The following is a 21,768-nucleotide window of genomic DNA, read 5'->3' as shown; positions in this document are numbered from 1 at the left end:
TGCCTGAGAGTATTATCCCGTCGGCGGACGCATCGGGGCGAACCCCAGCGTCTCTTTCCAGATGTCAGACGTCACGCGGTCCTTTTGCCTGAGAGTTTCCGGGGCGGTTGCTCCTTCGGCGCCGGCGGTAAGGCCGGTCTCTCCCGACGTGACTAGGTATAGGTAGGTAGAAAACACGGCGCCACCAAGACTGTCAACGCAGCTGCAGCAACTATCCAATGGGCTTTGTGCTGCCGCGGCAAGCCCATGATCCGCCTGCACAGTTTCTGGACACCGCAGCTGGCAATGTCTAAAAGCGTTCGGCCGGAAAATGACGCCTTTTTGCGGCTGGCCGGCCACTTTTTCCGATTGGATGAACATGAGCAGCGTCAACGACATCAGGTCGACATTTCTGAACTACTTCAAGGCGAACGGGCACGAGATCGTGGCCTCGTCGCCGCTGGTGCCGCGCAACGACCCGACCTTGATGTTCAACAATGCCGGCATGGTGCAGTTCAAGAACGTCTTCACCGGGATCGAGAAGCGTCCCTATCAGCGTGCCACCACGGCGCAGAAATGCGTGCGCGCCGGCGGCAAGCACAACGACCTCGACAATGTCGGCTACACCGCGCGCCATCTCACCTTCTTCGAGATGCTCGGCAACTTCTCGTTCGGCGATTACTTCAAGGAGCGCGCGATCGAGCTGGCCTGGAACCTGATCACGAAGGAGTTCGGGCTGAAGAAGGACAAGCTGCTCGTCACCGTCTACCACGACGACGACGAGGCGGCGGGCCACTGGAAGAAGATCGCCGGCTTCTCGGATGACCGCATCATACGGATCGCGACCTCGGACAATTTCTGGGCGATGGGCGATACCGGCCCGTGCGGGCCGTGCTCCGAAATCTTCATCGATCGCGGCGAGCACATCTGGGGCGGTCCGCCGGGCACGCCTGAGGAGGACGGCGACCGCTTCCTGGAGTTCTGGAACCTGGTGTTCATGCAGTACGAGCAGGTGACGAAGGAGGAGCGCGTGGCGCTGCCGCGTCCCTCGATCGATACCGGCATGGGCCTGGAGCGCATGGCGTCGATCTTGCAGGGCGTCGAAAGCGTGTTCGAGAGCGACCTGTTCCGCAACCTGATCGATGCGGCATCGTCGGCGCTCGGCCATGGGCCGAACGCGCGGAACGTGGCGTCGTACCGGGTGATCGCGGACCATCTGCGTTCGTCGGCTTTCCTGATCGCCGATGGCGTGCTGCCGTCGAACGAGGGCCGCGGCTATGTGCTGCGCCGGATCATGCGCCGCGCGATGCGCCATGCGCAGCTGCTCGGCGCGAGCGAGCCGCTGATGCATCGGCTGGTCTGGGCGCTGGTCCGCGAGATGGGCCAGGCTTATCCGGACTTAGTGCGCGCTGAGAAGCTGATCGAGGAGACGCTGCGGCTGGAAGAGACGCGGTTCCGCAAGACCCTGGTGCGCGGATTGTCGCTGCTCGACGAGAAGAGCGCCGGCCTCAAGAAGGGCGACATGTTCGACGGCGACACCGCCTTCACCCTGTACGACACCTTTGGTTTCCCGCTGGACCTGACCCAGGACGCGTTGAAGTCGCGCGGTATCAGCGTCGACCAGGCGGCGTTCACCGACGCGATGGAGCGCCAGCGCATCAAGGCGCGTGCGTCTTGGGCGGGCTCCGGCGAGGCGGCGAGCGAAGCGATCTGGTTCCCGCTGCGCGAGAAGCTCGGCGCGACCGAGTTTCTGGGCTACGAGACCGAGAGCGCGGAAGGCGCGGTGACGGCGCTGATCAAGGACGGCGCCGAAGTCGCGAGCCTCAAGGCCGGCGAGAGCGGCGCGATCGTCTTGAACCAGACGCCGTTCTACGGCGAGTCCGGCGGCCAGGTCGGCGACACCGGCGTGCTGACCGGGGAGGGCGTTAAGTTCCGCGTCACCGACACGCAGAAGAAGGCCGGCGATCTCTTTGTGCATCTCGGCACGGTGGAGCAGGGCACGCTCGGTGTCGGCACCGCATTACAGCTCGAGGTCGACCACACCAGGCGCTCGTCGATCCGCGCCAACCATTCGGCGACGCATCTGTTGCACGAGGCGCTCCGCCAGGTGCTCGGCGATCACATCGCGCAGCGCGGCTCGCTGGTGACGCCGGACCGGCTGCGCTTCGACTTCGTGCATCCGAAGCAGATCACGCCGGAAGAGCTCGCCCGGATCGAGGACATCGCCAACGATGTCGTGCTGGAGAATGACGAGGTCACGACCCGGGTCATGGGCGTCGACGATGCCCGCGAGGCCGGCGCCCGCGCGCTGTTCGGCGAGAAATACGGCGACGAGGTTCGCGTCGTGTCGATGGGCAAGGGCGCCCGCGATCACGGCCAGAACGCGCTTGGCTGGTCGGTCGAGCTCTGCGGCGGCACCCATGTCCGCCGCACCGGTGACATCGGCATGATTTCCGTGACCAGCGAGGGCGCGGTCGCGTCCGGCGTGCGCCGTATCGAGGCGCTGACCGGGCATCATGCGCGCAAGCACGCCAACGACACCATCGCGCTGGCCAAGACCGCGGCGCTGGAGCTGCGCACCACGATCGACGACGTGCCGGCGCGCATCACAGCTCTGATGGAAGAGCGCAAGAAGCTCGAGCGCGATTTGTCCGACGCCCGCAAGAAGCTCGCGATGGGCGGCGGCGGTGCGTCGAACGGCGCCGCCTCAGCCGTTCGCGAGGTCGGCAATGTCAAGCTGCTGGCGCGCGCGGTCGAGGGCGTCGAGACCAAGGATCTCAAGAGTCTCGTCGACGACGGCAAGAAGCAGATCGGCTCGGGCGTGGTCGCGATCGTTGGCGTCACCGAGGACGGCAAGGCCGGCATCGTGGTCGGCGTCACCGCCGATCTGACCGCGCGGTTCAACGCGGTCGAGCTCGTGCGCAAGGGCTCCGAGGTGCTCGGCGGCAAGGGCGGCGGCGGCCGGCCCGACATGGCGCAGGCCGGCGGGCCCGACGGCGCCAAGGCCGACGCCGCGCTGTCGGCGATCGAACAGGCCATGACCCAACAGGCATCGGCTGGCGCCTGACGGAGAGGCTGATCGTGGCGACGGCTCCGCTTAAGCCCACGATCGGCGATCCCGGGCTGCGCGACCGTCTCTACGAGCTGCTCGAACGCGATGATCTGCCGCATTCGGGCGGCTTGCGCTTTGCCCGGGTCATCGTCGCCATCATCGCCGTCGATGTGCTGGCGGCGATCCTGGCCTCCGTGCCCGAGATCGACGCGCAGTTCGGCTGGCTGCTGACGACCATCGAGATCGCGGCGGTCATCGCCTTCGCGCTGGAATATGCCGCGCGGCTCTGGAGCGTGGTCGGCCACTCGCTGCGCGACATGACGCCGGCGCGGGCGCGGCTGGAATACGCCTTCTCGGCGCTCGGCGTGATCGACCTGCTGGCCTTCCTGCCGTCGGCCGTCGCGCTTGCGACCGGCGACAAGACCGCGCTGGTGCTGTTCGGCATGCTGCCGTTCCTCAAGCTGGTGCGCTATTCGACCGCGATGCGCTCGCTGCTGGCGGCGCTACATGCCGAGCGGCGCACGCTGTTCGGCTGCGTGGTGATCCTGACCGGCGCCGTGCTGCTGTTTGCCTCGCTGCTCTATGCCATCGAGCACAGGGTGCAGCCGGACAAGTTCGGCACCATGCCGCAGGCGATGTGGTGGGCGATCGTGACGCTCGGCACCGTCGGTTACGGCGACGTCGTCCCGATTACGCCGCTCGGCCGGACCGTCACGGTGGTCGCGATCGTGGTCGGCTTCGCGATGATCGCGCTGCCGGTCGCGATCATCTCGACCGCGTTCGCCGACGAGGTCCGGCGCCGCGACTTCGTCGTGACCTGGGGCATGCTGGCGCGGGTGCCGCTGTTCTCACATCTTGGCGCTGCCGATATTTCCGACATCATGCGCTTGCTGCGGTCGCAGACCATCGAGGCCGGCGAGGTCTTGGTGCGGCGCGGCGATGCGGCGTCATCGATGTATTTCATCACCGCGGGCGAGGTCGAGATCGACCTGCCGAGCCAGCTTGTGCGGCTTTCCGACGGCGCGTTCTTCGGCGAGATCGCGCTGCTGCGGCGGACCAGCCGCTCCGGCACGGTGACGGCGGCGCGCAAGACCAAGCTCCTGGTGCTCGATGCGCAGGACTTCCATGCCCTGATCGAGCGCATGCCGGCGCTCGCCGCGCATGTCCGGGAGACCGCCGAGGCGCGGCTTGCCGACCCGATCGCGGCCGGCGGCGACCTTGCCGCCGCAGAGATCGCCCAGGCGCCGCGCGAAATCGACGGCGGCATCCGCGACTAGAACCTCATTCCGATTGAATCGGAACGAGGCCTCGATTCTTCGTTTGGCGCGTTTTCTGCACGCGAACCGGTATCCACTTCGCTCGAAAACGCTTAGTCCCGTCGCAGGAACACGTAATCCGCCGAGTAGGCCGCTCCCTTCAGCGCGCCTGATTTGTCGCAAGCGCCGCTGAGCTCGCCGCCCGAGGTGTTGATCCGCTGCACGGTTGCGACGCCGGAGAAGAGGCCGTTGCCGCGATGGGCGATCACCTCGAGCTTCAGCCAGGGAATATCGGCGGCGGTGGCGCCGGGTGTGCTGCCGGCGGTGCGGGCGGTCACGACGCTGCCGTCGACATGCTCCCAGTTCGGACCCGCATAATGCCGGCCGACCGTGCGGCCGTCGGCGATCAGGGTGGCGATCGGTTCGCGGAACGACCAGGCGAGCTTGCCGTCGGTGACCGGCTTGCACTCATAGACCTGCACGCCCTCGGCATGGACGGTGAGGATCTTGGACTCGCCAGGCGCCGCGACGGCGTCGGGCAGGGGATCGGCAGCGAATGCCGCCGACGTGGTGAGCGAGAACGATGCGAGCACGACGGCTCTGACAAGGGCCACGGTCATGCTCGCACCTGTCTTCCCAGGATGACGGCCTCAGGCCGCGATCGCCTTCACGAGGTTGTCGGATACCTTGTCGAGGAATCCGGTGGTCGAGAGCCAGCGCTGGTCGGCGCCGACCAGGAGCGCGAGGTCCTTGGTCATGTAGCCCTCTTCGACGGTCGCGACGCAGACCTTCTCCAGGGTGGTGGCGAACTTTGCCAGCGCCTCGTTGTTGTCGAGCTTGGCGCGATGGGCGAGGCCACGGGTCCAGGCGAAGATCGACGCGATCGAGTTGGTCGAGGTCTCCTTGCCCTTCTGGTGCTCGCGGTAGTGGCGGGTCACGGTACCGTGCGCGGCCTCGGCTTCCACGGTCTTGCCGTCCGGGGTGAGCAGCACCGAGGTCATCAGGCCGAGCGAGCCGTAGCCCTGGGCCACGGTGTCGGACTGCACGTCGCCGTCATAGTTCTTGCAGGCCCAGACATAGCCGCCGGACCATTTTAGCGCCGAGGCCACCATGTCGTCGATCAGGCGGTGCTCGTAGGTCAGGCCCTTGGCGTCGAATTCCTTCTTGAACTCGCGGTCGAAGACGTCCTGGAAGATGTCCTTGAAGCGGCCGTCATAGACCTTCAGAATCGTGTTCTTGGTCGACAGATAGACCGGGTAGTTGCGCATCAGGCCGTAATTGAACGAGGCGCGGGCGAAATCGGTGATGGAGTCGTCGAGATTGTACATCTCCATCGCGACGCCGGCGCCGGGCGCCTTGAACACTTCCTTCTCGATCACGGTGCCGTCCTCGCCGACGAACTTCAGCGACAGCGTGCCCTTGCCGGGGAACTTGATGTCGGTGGCGCGGTACTGGTCGCCATAGGCATGGCGGCCGATGATGATCGGCTTGGTCCAGCCGGGAACCAGGCGCGGCACGTTCTTGCAGATGATCGGCTCGCGGAAGATGCAGCCGCCGAGGATGTTGCGGATGGTGCCGTTCGGCGACTTCCACATCTGCTTCAGGCCGAACTCCTTCACCCGGGCCTCGTCGGGGGTGATGGTGGCGCATTTGACGCCGACGCCGACCTTCTTGATGGCTTCGGCGGCGTCGATGGTCACCTGGTCGTTGGTCTCATCGCGGTATTCCATGCCCAGATCGAAATAGAGCAGTTCGACATCCAGGAACGGGTTGATCAGCTTGTCCTTGATGTACTGCCAGATGATCCGGGTCATCTCGTCGCCATCGAGTTCGACGACGGGGTTGGATACCTTGATTTTTGCCATGACGGGGAGGCCCTCTTGGGAACGGCGCGCTTTTGACGGCGGGGGTGGAAAATACGCCTGCGCTATAGCACCGCCCGGGGGCGGGCGGAAGCGGAGGGGTTATGCACTTTCAGCCCATCTTTTCACCGAGAACCGCCACTCTGGACGGACCAGAATAGCGCCTCTCGGCCCTTGTTCTTGACGGGTTTTCTTCACGCGAACCGGTGCCCGCTTCGCTTGAAAACCCTCTAAAACGCCGCCTGCGTCGCGGTCCCGGCCACGATGTACCAGGTCACGAACAGGCCCGCGATCAGGGCCCCCGGCAGGCTCGATCCGGTCCGCCGCCAGGTGAAGGTCGCGATCACGGCGACGATCGCGAGCAGGGGCACGAACTGGATCGCGACGATGGTCGAGAGCGGCACGAAACCGGGGTCCGGGACCGGGTTGAACAGCTTCCCCGTCAGCCACAGCGTGCCGTATTGCAGCACCAGCAACACGATGAAACCGAACGTCAGCACCAGGATGTTGGTCAGGTACAGCGCCCCGCGCGGCGCATCCATGGTCGAGAAATTCCGGTGCAGCACGTGCAGCGCCACGACGAAAAACGCCGTGAACGGAATCAGATAGATCAGGAAGATGAGGAATTGCTTCGCGCTCATCAACTTGAGTGCGACGATCCAGAAGCGGAAGTCGATCTTGAAGGCGAGGTCGGCAAGCCACAGCGCGGCGTAGCCGACCGCGACCGAAGCCAGCGCGATCACGATGGATTGACCGACGAGGCCGGCCCGGGTGGTGCGCCTTGGGGCGAAGGGCATCAGCGCCAGCGTGATCAGGCCGTTGATAATGGCCCAGACCAGGATCTGGTTGGTGATGCCCTGCGGCAGGAATGCGCTGGGGGCCACGAAGGTGCCGCCCAGCGCGAAGGCCGGATAATAGGTCAGCGCCGGGATGAAGGCGGACAGGATGAACGCCGTGGTCCAGCGCCGGCCCTTGGCAGCCTCATGCGGCGGCATGGTGCCGTCGGCAACCGCCGGCAGCCGGAGGCGGGAGAACGTCTTGGCTTCCAGCAGCCCGTCGAACGTCCCGATGACAAGGGCAATGAAACCGATGAGGGCGATGAGCGTGCCGATCTCCTTGCGGAACCAGATCTGATCGTCGACCGGGCGCGGGGTGCCGCCCTTCAACGTCTTGGCGAACCAGTCCAGGCTGTAGCCGATCGTTTCATGCGAGATGTGCTCCGCCGGATGGGTCATCGCCGGGGTGTACAGCGCCCGCGCGGTGCCGTTGGCTGGATCGCCATAGACCTTGCCCGGCTCGACCGCGCCTTGGGTGCCGAACAGCGCCCAGAGCTTTGGGCTCGTGGTGACGTCGCGGGCCAGCTGGACGCCCCACATCAGGTCGGGGAATTCCTCATACTGGGCGAACACCAGCGCGGTGTTGCGCGGCCACGACGTGGTGCCCTCGGCCGCGAACGGCTTGCCGGTGGACGAGCCCTCCAGCACCATCGACTTGTAGTCGTTGGGCTGAGCTGCGGCGGCCGCCAGCACGGTCCAGCCGCCCATCGAATGGCCCTCGAGCCCGATATTCTCCTTGTCGACGAATTGGAGGCTGCGGAGATAGGCAAGGCCGTCAGGTCCGCCAAAACCGTTGGCGAAGGAGGGCGGGTCGCTGTAGCCATGGCCGGTCTGGTCGAGCGCCAGCACGACATAGCCACGGCGGGCGAACTCGATGGCGAAGCCGTCCTGGGTCTCGCGAGAATTGATGTAGCCGTGAACGGCGAGGATGCCGGGCGCCGGAATCTGCGCGGTCGCGTTCGGCGGGACATAGAGCAGGGCACTCATGGTGTTGCCCTTGGCGCCCTTGAACCTGACATCCTCGATCCGGATGCCGCCTGCGGTCTGCGTGAGGTGGGCGAGCAGGCCCCCCGCCACGATCAAGATCAGGCCCACAATCGCCAGCGTCCATCTGCCCCGCATCGTCGTCCCCCCAATGTGCTTTGACCCAAGTGCTTCGACCTAAAGTGCTTCGGTCCAAAGTGCCTCGCCGTTCAACCGGCGTCTCAAGCGTGCCTTTACAGCTTCGCTTTGGTTGTGGTTGATAGCCTATCCGAAGGCCAAGCGCGCACAAGCGGCGGGCCTCGTTCTGTGCGATCGGGATTCCGATTCAGGATTCGCAATCGCCGCTAACCCTGTTATCTGCTTGGAGAAATTGGTCCCGCACAAAACCGGTGCAAAGCTGGTTGCGGGGACCAGTATGAGACTTTGAATCAGCCGCTTCGGAAGCTGATTCAAAATCTTCAGATGTTGAATCAGAAAGTGAAGTGAGATGTCCGGCACCGACAAGACCAAGGCAGGGCACGACCTTGCCGGTCCCGTCGTCATCCTGGTCGAGCCGCAGCTTGGCGAGAACATCGGCATGGCCGCGCGCGCGATGGGCAACTTCGCGCTGTCGAGGATGCGCATCGTCAACCCGCGCGACGGCTGGCCGAACATTGCCGCCCAGCGCGCGGCCGCAGGCGCCGACCACATCATCGGTTCCGTCGAGCTGTTCGACACCGTCGAGCAGGCGATCGCCGATCTCACGCTGGTGTTTGCGACCACCGCCCGGGCCCACGACCAGGCCAAGCCGGTGGTCGGGCCGGAGGGCGCGGCGGGTGAGATCGTCGGTCATGTCGCATCCGGCGGCGGCGCCGGCATCCTGTTCGGGCGCGAGCGCGCCGGCCTGACCAATGAGGAGGTCGCGCTCGCCAACCGCATCATCACCTTCCCGGTCAATCCGGGCTTCGCCTCGCTCAATCTGGCGCAGGCGGTGCTGTTGATGGGCTACGAGTGGTTCAAGCTCTCGACCGCGGGTGCGCTGCCGTTCGCGATGCCCGAGCGGTCCGAGCCGGCCTCCCAGCACCAGATGCAGGCGTTCTTCGACAACCTCGTCGCCGAGCTCGATAAGGTCGAGTTCCTGCGGCCGGCGGAGAAGCGCGACACCATGCTGGTGAACCTGCGCAACATCTTCACCCGGATGGATCCGACCAAGCAGGACATGCACACGCTGCACGGCGTGGTGATGGCGATCGCCGAGGGCCGCAAGGGCCCGGCCAAGGGCGGGGTGCTCGACGGCGCCCAGGCGACGCGCTTGCGGGCGCTGCTCGCCGAGCAGGGGCAGGGCGGCGCGACCGCTGACAGTAGCAGCACGGTGCGCGGCCTCGCCCGGCTGCTTCGCCGCAACCCGACCGACGCCGAACGGATCCTGTGGCAGGCGCTGACGCGGGACCGCCGCTTCGCCGGCCAGTTCAAGCGCCAGACCCCGGTCGGCCGCCACATCCCCGACTTTGTCTCCTTCGTGCACCGGCTTGCGATCGAGCTGGTCAACCCGAACGAGAGCGAGGCCATCGGGGCCGACCGCGCCAAGCGCAGAGCCTGGCTCGAAGCGCGCGACTATCGGGTGGTCGACATGCGGGTGGCCGATGTCGAGCGCGACCTCGACGCCGAGCTCGCCCGGCTGGAGGCGGGGCTGCGGCAGGAGCGGTAGCTTACGCAATTGCTCTGTCCGCGGAGCAAGATCGGGATTCGAGTAAGCGTCTCTTTCCACACGTCGTCCTGGCGAAAGCCAAGACCCATAACCACCGCATTGGATTGTGAAAGGGATCGAGGCCGCAGCGTCGCGCAACAATTGAGATTTGGGGTAATGGGTCCTGGCTTTCGCCTGGCTTTCGCCAGGACGACACCGTGTTGGTGCGCCGCAGATGGCACGATTTCTGCCGTCACAATCCCGAAGGCAGCATCTCGCTAGGCTCGTGCCGACACGAGCCACAGACCCACATGCAGGTCGCGCCCATCCGCTCCGAGGCTTGCGGCGAGCGCGTTGCGTACCGCTTCCATGGCGCGATGACGTTGATCGTCCGTGGCATTCTCGAGCAGCGCAGGCAGCGGGCCGGCCTGCGTGATGAAGGCCATGCTTTGCGTGATGTCGCCGCCATGGATCGGCACGTCGGTGGCCTTGAGCGCAATCTCGTGAAACCCGGCCTCGGTCAGGATGCCGCGAACGCGATCCTCGCGCGCGAACGAAAACATCCCGGGCGCCAATGGATCGAGCGGCGGCTGTGGCGGCACGTGCGGTCGGGCCGCCTCGATGGGTACGCGAAACCACGGCGACTCCGGCATGGTGCGAAAACAGACGAACACCAGCCGCCCGCCCGCTTTCATGCCGCTACGGATGTTGGTGAAGGCCCTGACCGGGTCATCGAAGAACATCAGGCCAAAACGCGAATACACCAGATCCGCCCAGCGCGGTTCGAAGCCGTAGATCGTTGCGTCGGCCAGCGCACAGGTCACGTTGCCAAATCCCGCCTCGGCGACACGATGCTTGGCCAGATCCAGCATCGGGACCGAGATATCGACACCCAGCACAGCACCCGACGGACCAACAGCCTTGGCGAACGCCAACACTGTGTCACCGGTGCCGCATCCGATATCGATGACACGCTCACCCGGCTTTGCCGCCGCGGCACCCAGGCTGACGTTGGTGACCGACGTGAAGACTTCGCTGATCACGGCTTGCTGCGAAACCCATGAGTGCCCCATGGTGCTGTTCCAGAACTCTGCTCCTCGGGGGTTTGGCGTGGGCGTCTGCATTTGATCAATCTCCTGGTGCTGAAAATGGAGTGTCGTCTGAAACAAACTGCACAAAATTCCGGATCGAACGCGAAGCTGAAATCTCCGTACCGGGCATTAGCGAATTGCAGCCGACGTGCTTTGCATCTCGGTTCTAGGCCATCAGGACGTCTTCGCGCGATCCGCATCCGATCGATGCTGGACGGCGCTCAGGTGGTGGATTCATTGCCGCCGCCCCTCGGCTTGGAAATCGGAGGGATGCAGCTACCGAAGCGTGAATCGAGCGGATCGTAGCGCGACCTCATTCTCGCAAAAATATAGAGCGCCGCCAGTGCGAAGGCGCCGAGCAACAGCAGGCCCCATGCAGGTGGCGGACCTGCAACCAAAAGCACTGCTGCTCCAACGAGGACTAACGCGATAATGCCCGAAGACAGTTTTGAAGCCATGACCGGCTCCGCAGTTAGCGCAGTGACGGGATACTATCCCTGAAATCGATCCATTTGTGAGAGGCCAACTGCGACACGCCAGCGCAGATATTTCCACCTGGGGGGACTGAGCGACGGCCTGTTCGCTCACGGCCGCGAACGTCACTATTGCGAGTTAGAGGTTGAGTTGGCCCGGGCTCACTTGCTCACTGCCGCGTGGATGGCGCGGCAATGTTGTACCAGGGCATCGTGCGAGACCACGAATTGCTTCAACGGCGTCTCGATGTCGTAGAAGTAGATGTTGGCCACGAAGCCATAGATGCCGGCATCGACGGTCGTCGGTTTGTCGCCATGCACATAGCCACGGCTCGGGATCAGGCTCGCCAGTGCAGCGAGATCGGCGAGCCCGCGGGCCATCGCGGCGTCGGGCTCGAAGCGGCCGATGCCCTGGTAATAATAGCGCTGCGCGTTGAACTCCTTGGCCTTCATCAAGCCGTCGTCGGTGAGGGCTGGATGCTCGCGCTTGAGCGCGTCGCGGAATTGGGGCCAATTGCGCGCGTCCTGCCAGCGCGAATAGGACATCACCCAGTAGAGATCGTCGAGCGTCCGCGTGACGAGGAGGTTGGTCGTGCGCTGCGCCGGCGTCAGCGCGGTATCCAGCGTCACGTCATATTTTCCGGTGACATAGGCGAGGATGGTCTCGCTGTCGCCGACAGTGTCGTCGCCGTCGACGACATAGGGCAATTGCTTGCGCGGTGCCTTCGATGCATCGAAAATATGTTCGTGCCGGAACGGTACGCCGGCGAGCTTCAGAAAAGCGAATACCTTCAGACCATAGCCATTGTTGTCGGCAACGCCGAACAACGGCGGATAGGAATAGAGCGTGAGCATGATGGCTCGCCACGTTCGAGGTCGCTACACGCTACCTCAGAATCCGTCGGCTGGATACGTCGGGCAGGCAGGCCCGCCTGTTGCGCCGCAACGCCTGAAACGATTGCCTACAATCCGTAGTTGATGTCTTATTGTCGTCCTCGTCCCGGGTCGGGCGATTTTTACGGACATTTTTCAGGGAGGAATTGCGATGCTGCGGACGTACTTCTCATGCCTGTTCGTGACTGCCTTTTCGCTGTCTGCAATGGCCGCCGACGGTGATCCAAAGCAGAAGGCCGAAGCGATTGCTTCCGAATATGCGGCGAGTTTCAACAAGCAGGATGGTGCGGGAATTGCCGCGCTGTTCGCGGCCGGTGGCATCCACGTCAATCCCGCGGGGCCGCGCTCCGACATTGCGGAGTTTTATCAAGGCGCCTTCAAGGCCGGGTTCGACCATGAGGAAATAACGGTGGACCAGGCATGGCCATTGGGCTCGGACATGGCGCTCGCCATCGGCGGGTATCGTCTCTCGGGCAAGAACCAAAGCGGGGCGCCTATCGAGACAGGGGGCATCTGGACAGCAACTTACGTGACCGAGGGAGGCAAGCTCAAAATTCGCTTGCTGTCGGCGATGCCCAAGCCGCCGCCGAAGTAGCAGGGGCATCCGGACGGACGATACCGCCGCGCGCTTCGGCGCGCGCCTTCGATGAAGTCTACCGGCGCAGTTCGCGCCAGCGGTGCACGCCCGGGACGATCACGCCTTCGAGATCCCGCCGTCGATCACCGGTCCCATCGGCTCGTAGCGCTCGCCGCTGAAACGCACCAGTTGCAGCTGCTCGAGCGGATAATAGTCTGATGGCGAGGTGTTGATCCGGATGCCGGGCAGCAGCATGTCGGATTCGAAATCCTTCAGGTTGGCCGCCTGCTTGATGATGCTTTCGGACGAGACGTCGTCGCCGCACTGCTTGAGCACCTGGACCAGGATCTGGCTGGTGAGATAGCCGGTGACCGCGTAGATGTCGTTCTTGGCGGCGGCCGGATCATATTTGTCGAGGAACGCGCGCCATTTCTGGATGGCGGGATCGCTGTCCCAGGCGGCGTCGACGGGATCCTTCAGGTAGGCGCTCGAAATGATTCCCTTAGAGACGTCGAAGCCCGCGGCCTTCAGCGTCGAGCCGGCGGAGGAGGCGTTGTTGCCGATGTAGTGCGCCGGCTGCCAGCCGAGCTCGGCGATCTTCTTGATGCCTTGGGCGGCGAATTTTGGTGTGGTCATGCTCATGAACACGTTGGCGCCGGCGGATTTGCAGCGGACCACCTGGCTGTCGATGGTCGGGTCGGCGGTCTCATAGGACAGCTCCGCCACGATTGCGGACGTCCTGGCGCCAAGTCCGTCCTTGAAGCCCTTCAGCACGTCGCGGCCGAAATCGTCGTTCTGGTAGACGATGCCGATTTTGGGATCGTTCTGTGTCGACAGCACATGCTGCGCGAAGGTGCGGCCCTCGATCTGGTAGCAGGGCTGGAAACCCATGGTGTAGGGGAAATTCTTGTAGTCGCCGAACTTGGTCGCGCCCGAGGCAATGAAGAGGTGCGGGACCTTCTTCTGGTTCATGTACTTCATGATCGCCGCGTTGGTCGGCGCGCCGAGCGGCGCAAACAGCACGTCGATCTCGTCGCCTTCGACCAGCTTGCGCGCCTGCTCGACAGTCTTGGCCGGGCTGTAGGCATCGTCATAGGTGATATACTTGATCATGCGGCCATTGATGCCGCCTTGCTCGTTGATCATCTTGAAATAGCCGCCGGGGGTGCGGCCGATCGACGAATAGACCGCGGCCGGTCCCGAATAGGCGTCGATGTTGCCGATGACGATCTCGGTCTTGCCCTCCGTCTCGCCTCTGGCGATCGCGGGCCTGCCGAGCAGCAGCGCGGCTGACGTGGCCGCGGCGCCCTTGATGAGATGACGGCGCGATAGCCGGGGCGAACGGTTCCTTGTCATTGCAGTCCTCCGCTTCTTCTTGTTGGCCGTTTTGGCATTATTGGCCGTTTGGCAGCCTCTGACGGGCATGTCGGCGCGCAGCATTCCACAGCGGTGCTTTGGGACTTGTGTGCAGTCGCTACCATCTGAAATTTTCGCGCGATGTCAGCCGCGGAGGCCGCGTTCCCCATCCTCGGTTACCGACATGCCGCGCCGGATTGCTATACTGCGGCGGATGTCTTGGTGATCTCAGCAGGGTGGACCGATGGCGAAAGTGTTGGAAGGCAAGGTGGCGGCCGTGACCGGGGCGGCGTCGGGGATTGGACTGGCGAGCAGCGCGGCGATGCTGGCCGCGGGGGCGCGCGTGGTGATGGTCGACCGCGATGCCGTCGCGCTGCAAGCGCTCGCCCGCAACCACGGCGATGCGGTGGTCCCGCTGGTGATCGACCTGCTCGATCCCGGGGAGTGTGCGAGCTTGCTGCCCAAGGTGCTCGAGAAGACCGGCCGGCTCGACATCCTGCACGCCAATGCCGGCATCTATGTCGGCGGCGACCTCGTCGATGCCGACACCGCGGCGATCGACCGGATGCTGAACCTGAACGTCAACGTCGTGATGAAGAACGTGCACGACGTGCTGCCGCACATGATCGCGCGCGGGACCGGCGACATCATCGTCACAAGCTCGCTCGCCGCGCATTTCCCGACGCCGTGGGAGCCGGTCTATGCGTCGTCGAAATGGGCGGTCAACTGCTTCGTGCAGACGGTGCGGCGCCAGGTGTTCAAGCACGGCATCCGCGTCGGCTCGATCTCGCCCGGGCCCGTGATCAGCGCGCTGCTGGCGGACTGGCCGCCCGAGAAGCTTGCGGAGGCCAAGGCGGCCGGAAGCCTGCTGGAGGCCAGCGAAGTCGCCGAGGTCGTGATGTTCATGCTGACCCGGCCGCGCGGCATGACCATCCGCGACGTCGTGATGCTGCCGACGAATTTCGACCTGTAACGGCGAGCGCCGCGCCTCAGGCGGCGCTGCGATCGGTGGCGGGCGCCGGGCTGTGCTGCGTGAGGCGGCGCAGTGCGGCGACATTGGTCGCGACGGAAGCCATCCGGCACCGCGCCTTGCCTTCGGATTTCGCCTCGTACAGCGCGGCGTCGGCGGACGCCAGCAGCTGTTCGGCCTCGGTGCCGTGCTCAGGCGACACCGCGATGCCGACGCTGACGCCGACCTCGGCCGAGATGCCGCCCGCGAGCTGATAGGGCATCGTGACGGTCTGGATGATGCGCTGGCCGGCCGTGAGCGCCTGTTCCGCCGTGACGCCGCTGACCAGCACCACGAACTCGTCGCCGCCGAGCCGTGCGATTACCGCGGTTTCGGGCAGCGCGCGCCGCAGCCGCTCCGCGGTCAGCATCAGCACCTGGTCGCCGGCGGCGTGGCCATAGGTGTCGTTGACCGGCTTGAAATTGTCGAGGTCGAAGAACAGCAGCGCAAAGGGCCTGCCATTCCCGGCGGGAGCCGCCAGCTTCGTGTTCAGCGCCGCGACGAAGCCGGCGCGATTGCGCAGGCCGGTCAGGGTGTCGTGATGGGCAAGATGGCCGTTCTCGCGCTCGGCGCGCATGGTGGCGATCAGCATCTTGTCGAGACGGAAGGCCGCCACCGTCATCGCCGTGAGATACAGCGGCACCTGCATGACGACGATGAAGAGCAGCGGCTCGCCGGCAAGGGCCGCGCCCGGAACAATCGGGCCGAGGCTGAGCAGGATCATGGTGCCGGCAAGGCGCGGGGCGCTGAAATTGCGGAAGCAGATGCCGCCGACCATCGCTGCCGCCGATAGCGAAGCCAGCAGCGCAACCACCCAATCGCCGCTTGCGAGGCTGATCAGGATGCCGAAGCCGACGCTGGCGCTCCAGGCGACTGCAAGCAAGAGATGCAGATCGGTCGGGGTCGGCCGCTGCTCGCGCGCGGCGCGATGCGCAACCACGAGCACGGCGAGGCGCGAGAGGCAGATGACGAGTTCGAGGACGACCCAGGTGATGAACAGCGCGGTCGGCTCGCGGATCGCAATCACGGCTGCGACTGCGACCGTATTGACCGCGCCAGCCGCAAACACCGGCAGCGAGCCGTAGAGATCCCCGATCAGCGCCGCGCGGATGTCCTCAGGTACGCCTGGTCCGGCGTCGGCGAGCCAGCGCATCACGCCCCAGCGCGGCTGGCTGTATCGTCCTTTTTCGGACTGCATTGTTCTTGCCTCGTACTTTCACCGCGCAACTGACCCGGCCGGACCTAACAGGCGTTTAAGGCCGGCGCCGATCGCGCGGCGTGATTGACGGCAGGTAAACCCGGCGGGCGATCGCGCCGCAGAAATACCGACGCCGGAGGTCGCGACGATCGGTTCGGCCGGCGGCGAGAAGGATGAAGTCTGCGCCAATGCCGGCCTTGCCAGGGTGGCGGACGCGCTGAAACAGCGCGGACGCCGCGTCGGCAGACAATCACATGTGAAAAGGGCAGAACTGCTGCGGATTGCGGCGGCCGTTGCGTTACACGGCGAGGAGCTGTTGTTCGGCCGCGCCGCCGGCGCGCTTCGGCTTCTTCGCCTTGGCCGGCGCGAACAGATTGCTGGCGGCAAGGCCCGCGGTGTCGGCGACAGCCGGATCGCACGACACCATGGCGGCGACGATGGCGCCGTCGATCAAGAGCGCGAGCTGGTGCGCAAGCACGGCCGGCTCGGCCGCGCCCATCTCGCCGGCGAGCTTCTCGATATGCGCCAGCACCACCTTCTTGTGCTTCAGCGCGATGTTGCGGAACTGCTTGGCGTCCTTGTCGTGCTCGGCGACCGCGTTGATGAAGGGGCAGCCATAGAAGCGCTCCTCGGCGAACCAGGTCTTCAGGGCAGGGAAGATCCGCGACAGCTTGGTCTGCGGATCGCCGCCGCCGGCCTCGATCGCGCCGATGAACCATTCGCGCCACTGGCGGCCTTCGCTCTCCAGCACCGCATGCACGAGGTTGGTCTTCGAGCCGAACAGCTTGTAGAGCGTCGTCTTCGCGGTTCCGGCCTCGTCGATGATCGCATCGATGCCGGTGGCGTTGATGCCGTTCTTGCAGAACAGATGGGTTGCGGCGTTCAGCAGGCGCCCGCGCGCCGATTCATCGTCGCCGGCGGTGAACGCCGCGGCAGATTTTTTCTTCGCAAGCGATTTGGCCATGCGCGGCAGTAAATCGGAGCGCGCCGAAATCATCAAGCCGCATCTTCACGGGGGCGGGCATGTGCGCCGTCCTGCGCTCAAAATAATCGCGGCGGCGCCGCAGATGCACCGCGTTTGAGCAGCCGCGCCCTGATCAATCCGCAGGCAGCCCCGCTTAAGCGCCTGCGGGATTTCGGCTTTTGTTTTGGGGCAGGACTGGCACGCTTCGTGCAGGAAACAGACCGTTCGGTATCCTGACCAATTCCATCGCTCCCAGGGAGAAAACTGATGACCGCTGTCGCCCAGAAAACCGCACTGACCGGCTGCCTCGCGCCGATCGACAGAGGCGGGCTCGAGCAGCTGATTGCCAACGGCAAGGCCAACCCGAAGGTGATCAAGACCTTGAAGTGCAAGACGGTGGCCGAGGGCAAGTTCCGCCACGCCAACTACATCCGCAACCTCGCGCCCTACATCGTCGACGAGCCGCCGGGCCTGCTCGGCGACGACACCGCGCCCAATCCCTCCGAGGCCTCGCTCGCCGCGCTTGGCTCCTGCCTCGCTGTCGGCCTGCACGCCAACGCCGTGCATCGCGGCTGGATCGTCAACAAGCTCGAGCTCGAGCTCGAGGGCGATCTCAACATCACCGCGGTGTGGGGCACCGGCGACGTCAGCGAGAAGCCGGTCGGCTTCACCGACGTCCGCGTCAAGGTCGACATGGAGTGCGAGGGGGTCTCGCAGGCCGAGATCGACGCGCTGGTGGCGCATGTGAAGAAGTGGTCGCCGGTCGCCAACACCTTCACCCGTCCCGTCAATCTCGAGGTCAGCGCGTAAACGCCCGACCGGCAATTCAAGGTGCGGAGATCATCCATGGGTTCACTGGCTTTGTCGCGGGTCGCAGCTCAAGATCCCGCACCGACCATTGCGGACGAGGTTGCCCGCCTTGCCCGTCAGGAGCTGGCGCCGATCGCAGCCGCGGTCGATGCCGGCTCGGTCTATCCCGGCGAATTCCTGCGCCGGCTCGGCAAGGTCGGCGCCTGGAGCAGCCATGTGCCGCAGGAGGGGCCTGCCGACCTGCGCTGGGCCATCCAGTCGATGGCCGCGCTCGGCGAGGTCTGCGGCGCCACCGCCTTCATGGCGTGGTGCCAGAACACGCTGGTCTGGTACGTCGCCAATTCCACCAACATGAAGCTCGCCGCGCGCTTCGGTGACTGCTTTGCCCGCGGGCGCGCGCTCGGCGGCACCGGGCTCTCCAACCCGATGAAGAGCTTCTTCGGCATCGAGCGGCTGAAGCTGAAGGGCCGCAAGGTCGATGGCGGCTACATCGTCCGCGGTGCGCTGCCCTGGGTGTCGAACCTCGGGCCCGGCCATTACTTCGGCACGATCTTCGAGCGCGAGGACGAGGGCACCAAGGGCGAGCCGGGCGGCATCGCAAGCGGCGAGCTGGGCAGCACCGTGATGTTCCTCGCCGACTGCTCCGATCCCGCGATCACGCTGACGCCCTGCAAGCCGTTCCTGGCGATGGACGGCACCGGCACCTATGGCGTCCAGTTTCGCGACGTGTTCGTGCCGGACGAACTGATCCTGGCCGAGCCGGCTGCGCCGTTCGTCAAGAAAATCCGCGCCGGCTTCATCCTGTTGCAGGCCGGCATGGGCCTTGGGCTGATGAAGGATTGCATCAACATCATGGACGAGGTCCATGCGCCGCTCGGACACGTCAACCGCTATCTGCCGCAACAGCCGCTGCAATTCCGCGAGCTCCATGCCGAGTTCGAGAAGGAGGCGATGGCGCTGGCAAGCGACCCCTACAATGCCGATGACAGCTACTGGCGCCGCGTCGTCGCACTGCGACTGCGGATCGGCGATGCCAGCGTCGCGTTCGCGCATGCCGCGATGCTCCATTGCGGCGCGCGCGGCTACCTGATGAGCCACCGCGCCCAGCGCCGGCTGCGCGAGGCCTATTTCGTCGCCATCGTCACGCCCGCAACCAAGCAGCTGCGCAAGATGCTGGCGGACGGCTGAAGCATGATCCGGAAAAGTGGAAACCGGCTTTCCCTCGCGACAAACGCGGAACGCGTTTGCGCGGAGATCATGCTCAAACAAGTTCGGGACCACCACAACTGCAACCACAGACAGGAGAGGCTGCCATGACGGACGTTCTGATCACCGCCGGCGAACTTGCCGAGCTCGTCAAGAAAGACCCGTGTGTCATCATCGACACGCGAAATCCGGATGCCTATGCGGCCGGCCATTTGCCCGGTGCCGTCAATGTGCATGACATCTTCACCTTCCTCGCGACTTCGACGCCGGAGGGTATCCACGAGCTCAAGACAAAATTCGCCGACGCGTTCGGCGCCGCCGGTCTCTCCGGCAAGGAGACCGCGGTGATCTACGAGCAGTCGATGAATTCCGGCTTCGGTCAGTCCTGCCGCGGCTACTACCTGCTGACGATGCTGGGCTATCCCAGGATCAAGGTGCTGCATGGCGGCTTCGATGCCTGGAAAGCGGCCGACCTGGCGGTGACCACCGACGTTGCGGTGCCGGCGAAGGCCGCCTTTGCGATCGTACCGGAGGCCGGCGATATCATGATCGACGCCAAGGCGATGCTGGCGGCGGTCGGCAAGCCCGGCGTTGCGATCCTCGACGTGCGCGACGTCGACGAGTGGATCGGCGAAAGCTCCTCGCCCTATGGCAAGGATTTCTGCCCGCGCAAGGGCCGCATTCCCGGCGCGGTGTGGCTGGAATGGTACCGCATGATGAAGCCGACCGCCGAGGGCCCGCGCTTCAAGTCGAAGGACGAGATCCTGGCGGAATGCGCCACCGTCGGCATCTCGCAGACCACGCCGGTCTATCTCTACTGCTTCAAGGGCGCGCGCGCCTCGAACACCTTCCTGGCGCTGAAGAACGCCGGCGTGAAGGACGTGCGGATGTACTTCGGCTCCTGGAACGAGTGGTCGCGCGACCCGTCGCTGCCGATCGATGAGGGCTTGCCGACCGCGGCCGTCGTCACCGGCAAGGCGGCATAGAACCTGCATGTTTGTTGGTGTCCGGCGGCGCAAAACGCGGCCGGACGCCGATCAATGAACCGGATCGCGGAGTTCTCCGCGTTTCGGTGCGACAATGGGGCGCAGCATGCCGACGTCAGATGATCCCTTCGATACCGACCGCGTGCGCACGCGATCGGGTTGCGCCTGCGGCTGGCATCGCTCAGCCGCCGAGCATGAGCAGGCCGCGCGCACGCTGCGCTGCGAGCCGGTCGCCGATCTCAGCGAACAGAAGCGTTACGAAGGCATCGTCGCGTCGGCGGTGATGCGGGCGGTGTTTCCGCAGAATGTCGCGCGCCGCGCTTTCCTGAAATCGGTGGGCGCCGCGACGGCGCTCGCCGCGCTGTCACAGTTCTTCCCGCTGAAGACGGCGACAGAGGCGTTCGCCGACGCCGGACCGCCGGAGAAGAAGGACCTCAAGGTCGGCTTCATCCCGATCACCTGCGCGACCCCGATCATCATGGCGGCGCCGCTCGGCTTCTATGCCAAGCAGGGCCTCAACGTCGAGGTGGTGAAGACCGCCGGCTGGGCGGTCATTCGCGACAAGACCATCAACAAGGAATACGACGCCGCCCACATGCTGGCGCCGATGCCGATCGCGATCTCGCTCGGCCTTGGCGCCAACGCCATCCCGTTCACGGTCCCTGCGATCGAGAACATCAACGGGCAGGGCATCACGCTGGCCATGAAGCACAAGGACAGGCGCGATCCGAAGGACTGGAAGGGCATGAAGTTCGCCATTCCGTTCGACTACTCCATGCACAATTATCTGCTGCGCTATTACCTCGCCGAGCACGGGCTCGACCCGGATACCGACGTGCAGCTTCGCTCGGTGCCGCCGCCGGAGATGGTCGCCAATCTGCGCGCCGACAACATCGACGGTTTCCTCGCGCCCGACAATATCTGCCAGCGCGCGATCTATGACGGGGTCGGCTTCCTGCACATCCTCTCCAAGGAGATCTGGGACGGCCATCCCTGCTGCAGCTTTGCCGCCAGCCGCGAGTTCATCACGACAGCGCCGAATTCCTTCGCGGCGCTGACCCGCGCGATCGTGGATGCCACCGGCTACGCGGCGAAGGCCGAGAACCGCAAGCAGATCGCGGAAGCGATTGCGCCGGCCAACTACATCAACGCGCCGGTGACGGTGCTGGAGCAGGTGCTGACCGGCACCTATGCCGACGGGCTCGGTGGCGTGAAGACCGATCCGAAGCGCGTCGATTTCGATCCGTTCCCCTGGCAGTCCTTTGCGGTGTGGATGCTGACGCAGATGAAGCGCTGGGGCCAGATCAAGGGCGACGTCGACTACAAGGCGGTCGCCGAGCAGGTCTATCTCGCCACCGATACCAAGAAGGTGATGGCCGAGATGGGCCTCGCGCCACCCGCCACCTCGTACAAGTCGTTCTCGGTGATGGGCAAGAGCTTCGATCCGGCCAAGCCCGACGATTATCTCGCGAGCTTCAAGATCAGGAAATCGTCGTGACGGGCGAGGCTTTCTCCACGGTGTCGTCCCTGCGAAAGCAGGGACCCATACGCCGTGCTCTCTCGGTTAGG

The 21,768-nt window shown here is 65.0% G+C and carries 18 protein-coding genes and 1 riboswitch; of the genes, 9 read left to right on the top strand and 9 right to left on the bottom strand.

From position 1 onward, the window contains the following. Positions 1–67: 67 nt before the first annotated feature. Positions 68–156, bottom strand: a riboswitch (glycine riboswitch). 202 nt (positions 157–358) lie between these two features. Then, on the top strand, positions 359–3,046 hold the full coding sequence (alaS, locus tag ACVMDN_RS22390) for an alanine--tRNA ligase (RefSeq protein ID WP_253623723.1): 2,688 nt from the start codon (positions 359–361) through the stop codon (positions 3,044–3,046). A gap of 11 nt (positions 3,047–3,057) precedes the next feature. After that, positions 3,058–4,308 (top strand): cyclic nucleotide-gated ion channel, encoded by a 1,251-nt coding sequence (locus ACVMDN_RS22385; RefSeq protein WP_141340034.1) that lies wholly within the window; start codon positions 3,058–3,060, stop codon positions 4,306–4,308. Positions 4,309–4,400: 92 nt separating this feature from the next. Here the strand turns inward: ACVMDN_RS22385 and ACVMDN_RS22380 are convergent, their stop codons facing one another. From ACVMDN_RS22380 to ACVMDN_RS22370, 3 genes are all read right to left on the bottom strand, one after another. Next, positions 4,401–4,907 (bottom strand): DUF3455 domain-containing protein, encoded by a 507-nt coding sequence (locus ACVMDN_RS22380; RefSeq protein WP_141340029.1) that lies wholly within the window; start codon positions 4,905–4,907, stop codon positions 4,401–4,403. A gap of 30 nt (positions 4,908–4,937) precedes the next feature. After that, positions 4,938–6,152: an NADP-dependent isocitrate dehydrogenase gene (locus tag ACVMDN_RS22375; protein ID WP_016848511.1), complete on the bottom strand. Its 1,215-nt coding sequence runs from the start codon at positions 6,150–6,152 to the stop codon at positions 4,938–4,940. Between the two features lie 227 nt (positions 6,153–6,379). Beyond that, positions 6,380–8,107, bottom strand: coding sequence for an alpha/beta hydrolase family protein (locus ACVMDN_RS22370; protein WP_246786817.1), 1,728 nt, complete (start codon positions 8,105–8,107; stop codon positions 6,380–6,382). Between the two features lie 349 nt (positions 8,108–8,456). Here ACVMDN_RS22370 and ACVMDN_RS22365 point away from each other — a divergent pair, with 349 nt between their 5' ends. Then, the gene (locus ACVMDN_RS22365) at positions 8,457–9,656 is read left to right on the top strand and encodes a TrmJ/YjtD family RNA methyltransferase (protein ID WP_253623724.1); all 1,200 of its coding nucleotides are present in this window, start codon (positions 8,457–8,459) and stop codon (positions 9,654–9,656) included. Positions 9,657–9,913: 257 nt separating this feature from the next. Here the strand turns inward: ACVMDN_RS22365 and ACVMDN_RS22360 are convergent, their stop codons facing one another. The 3 genes from ACVMDN_RS22360 to ACVMDN_RS22350 all read right to left on the bottom strand — a co-directional run bounded on the left by ACVMDN_RS22360 (position 9,914) and on the right by ACVMDN_RS22350 (position 12,054). Next, positions 9,914–10,759 carry a class I SAM-dependent methyltransferase gene (locus ACVMDN_RS22360; protein ID WP_141340027.1) on the bottom strand — a complete coding sequence of 282 codons (846 nt, stop codon included), beginning with the start codon at positions 10,757–10,759 and terminating at the stop codon, positions 9,914–9,916. Positions 10,760–10,947: 188 nt separating this feature from the next. Next, the gene (locus ACVMDN_RS22355) at positions 10,948–11,184 is read right to left on the bottom strand and encodes a hypothetical protein (protein WP_143270934.1); all 237 of its coding nucleotides are present in this window, start codon (positions 11,182–11,184) and stop codon (positions 10,948–10,950) included. Positions 11,185–11,361: 177 nt separating this feature from the next. Then, on the bottom strand, positions 11,362–12,054 hold the full coding sequence (locus ACVMDN_RS22350; RefSeq protein ID WP_076828417.1) for a glutathione S-transferase C-terminal domain-containing protein: 693 nt from the start codon (positions 12,052–12,054) through the stop codon (positions 11,362–11,364). Between the two features lie 190 nt (positions 12,055–12,244). Here ACVMDN_RS22350 and ACVMDN_RS22345 point away from each other — a divergent pair, with 190 nt between their 5' ends. Continuing rightward, on the top strand, positions 12,245–12,688 hold the full coding sequence (locus tag ACVMDN_RS22345; protein WP_076828419.1) for a YybH family protein: 444 nt from the start codon (positions 12,245–12,247) through the stop codon (positions 12,686–12,688). 99 nt (positions 12,689–12,787) lie between these two features. On the opposite strand, the gene ACVMDN_RS22340 is transcribed toward ACVMDN_RS22345, so the two are convergent. Continuing rightward, the gene (locus tag ACVMDN_RS22340; protein ID WP_253623725.1) at positions 12,788–14,026 is read right to left on the bottom strand and encodes an ABC transporter substrate-binding protein; all 1,239 of its coding nucleotides are present in this window, start codon (positions 14,024–14,026) and stop codon (positions 12,788–12,790) included. A gap of 244 nt (positions 14,027–14,270) precedes the next feature. Here ACVMDN_RS22340 and ACVMDN_RS22335 point away from each other — a divergent pair, with 244 nt between their 5' ends. Continuing rightward, on the top strand, positions 14,271–14,999 hold the full coding sequence (locus tag ACVMDN_RS22335) for an SDR family oxidoreductase (RefSeq protein ID WP_076828421.1): 729 nt from the start codon (positions 14,271–14,273) through the stop codon (positions 14,997–14,999). A 16-nt stretch (positions 15,000–15,015) separates the two neighbouring features. On the opposite strand, the gene ACVMDN_RS22330 is transcribed toward ACVMDN_RS22335, so the two are convergent. Next, positions 15,016–16,233, bottom strand: coding sequence for a GGDEF domain-containing protein (locus tag ACVMDN_RS22330; RefSeq protein WP_253623726.1), 1,218 nt, complete (start codon positions 16,231–16,233; stop codon positions 15,016–15,018). A 298-nt stretch (positions 16,234–16,531) separates the two neighbouring features. Continuing rightward, positions 16,532–17,197 carry a TetR/AcrR family transcriptional regulator gene (locus ACVMDN_RS22325; protein ID WP_141340023.1) on the bottom strand — a complete coding sequence of 222 codons (666 nt, stop codon included), beginning with the start codon at positions 17,195–17,197 and terminating at the stop codon, positions 16,532–16,534. 267 nt (positions 17,198–17,464) lie between these two features. On the opposite strand from ACVMDN_RS22325, the gene ACVMDN_RS22320 reads away from it, so the two are divergent. The 4 genes from ACVMDN_RS22320 to ACVMDN_RS22305 all read left to right on the top strand — a co-directional run bounded on the left by ACVMDN_RS22320 (position 17,465) and on the right by ACVMDN_RS22305 (position 21,697). Further along, positions 17,465–18,007, top strand: coding sequence for an OsmC family protein (locus ACVMDN_RS22320; RefSeq protein ID WP_038385944.1), 543 nt, complete (start codon positions 17,465–17,467; stop codon positions 18,005–18,007). A 36-nt stretch (positions 18,008–18,043) separates the two neighbouring features. Next, a complete protein-coding gene (locus ACVMDN_RS22315; protein WP_200844579.1) occupies positions 18,044–19,195 on the top strand; it encodes an acyl-CoA dehydrogenase family protein in 1,152 nt (383 codons plus the stop codon). Positions 19,196–19,320: 125 nt separating this feature from the next. Beyond that, positions 19,321–20,199, top strand: a complete 879-nt coding sequence (locus ACVMDN_RS22310) for a sulfurtransferase (protein WP_141340021.1) — start codon at positions 19,321–19,323, stop codon at positions 20,197–20,199. 106 nt (positions 20,200–20,305) lie between these two features. Next, positions 20,306–21,697, top strand: a complete 1,392-nt coding sequence (locus ACVMDN_RS22305) for a CmpA/NrtA family ABC transporter substrate-binding protein (RefSeq protein ID WP_141340020.1) — start codon at positions 20,306–20,308, stop codon at positions 21,695–21,697. Positions 21,698–21,768 lie beyond the last annotated feature (71 nt).

Source organism: Bradyrhizobium sp. USDA 4510 (assembly GCF_054059095.1).
This window is presented reverse-complemented; position numbering and strand designations above follow the sequence as displayed.

Bases quoted from the DNA above. Each gene is read 5' to 3' on its own strand.
- ACVMDN_RS22345 (WP_076828419.1), top strand. From the start codon at position 12,245: ATGCTGCGGACGTACTTCTCATGCCTGTTCGTGACTGCCTTTTCGCTG.
- ACVMDN_RS22330 (WP_253623726.1), bottom strand. From the start codon at position 16,233: ATGCAGTCCGAAAAAGGACGATACAGCCAGCCGCGCTGGGGCGTGATG.
- ACVMDN_RS22355 (WP_143270934.1), bottom strand. From the start codon at position 11,184: ATGGCTTCAAAACTGTCTTCGGGCATTATCGCGTTAGTCCTCGTTGGA.
- ACVMDN_RS22320 (WP_038385944.1), top strand. From the start codon at position 17,465: ATGACCGCTGTCGCCCAGAAAACCGCACTGACCGGCTGCCTCGCGCCG.
- alaS (WP_253623723.1), top strand. From the start codon at position 359: ATGAGCAGCGTCAACGACATCAGGTCGACATTTCTGAACTACTTCAAG.
- ACVMDN_RS22310 (WP_141340021.1), top strand. From the start codon at position 19,321: ATGACGGACGTTCTGATCACCGCCGGCGAACTTGCCGAGCTCGTCAAG.
- ACVMDN_RS22380 (WP_141340029.1), bottom strand. From the start codon at position 4,907: ATGACCGTGGCCCTTGTCAGAGCCGTCGTGCTCGCATCGTTCTCGCTC.
- ACVMDN_RS22305 (WP_141340020.1), top strand. From the start codon at position 20,306: ATGCCGACGTCAGATGATCCCTTCGATACCGACCGCGTGCGCACGCGA.
- ACVMDN_RS22315 (WP_200844579.1), top strand. From the start codon at position 18,044: ATGGGTTCACTGGCTTTGTCGCGGGTCGCAGCTCAAGATCCCGCACCG.
- ACVMDN_RS22340 (WP_253623725.1), bottom strand. From the start codon at position 14,026: ATGACAAGGAACCGTTCGCCCCGGCTATCGCGCCGTCATCTCATCAAG.
- ACVMDN_RS22365 (WP_253623724.1), top strand. From the start codon at position 8,457: ATGTCCGGCACCGACAAGACCAAGGCAGGGCACGACCTTGCCGGTCCC.
- ACVMDN_RS22350 (WP_076828417.1), bottom strand. From the start codon at position 12,054: ATGCTCACGCTCTATTCCTATCCGCCGTTGTTCGGCGTTGCCGACAAC.
- ACVMDN_RS22360 (WP_141340027.1), bottom strand. From the start codon at position 10,759: ATGCAGACGCCCACGCCAAACCCCCGAGGAGCAGAGTTCTGGAACAGC.
- ACVMDN_RS22335 (WP_076828421.1), top strand. From the start codon at position 14,271: ATGGCGAAAGTGTTGGAAGGCAAGGTGGCGGCCGTGACCGGGGCGGCG.
- ACVMDN_RS22370 (WP_246786817.1), bottom strand. From the start codon at position 8,107: ATGCGGGGCAGATGGACGCTGGCGATTGTGGGCCTGATCTTGATCGTG.
- ACVMDN_RS22375 (WP_016848511.1), bottom strand. From the start codon at position 6,152: ATGGCAAAAATCAAGGTATCCAACCCCGTCGTCGAACTCGATGGCGAC.
- ACVMDN_RS22325 (WP_141340023.1), bottom strand. From the start codon at position 17,197: ATGGCCAAATCGCTTGCGAAGAAAAAATCTGCCGCGGCGTTCACCGCC.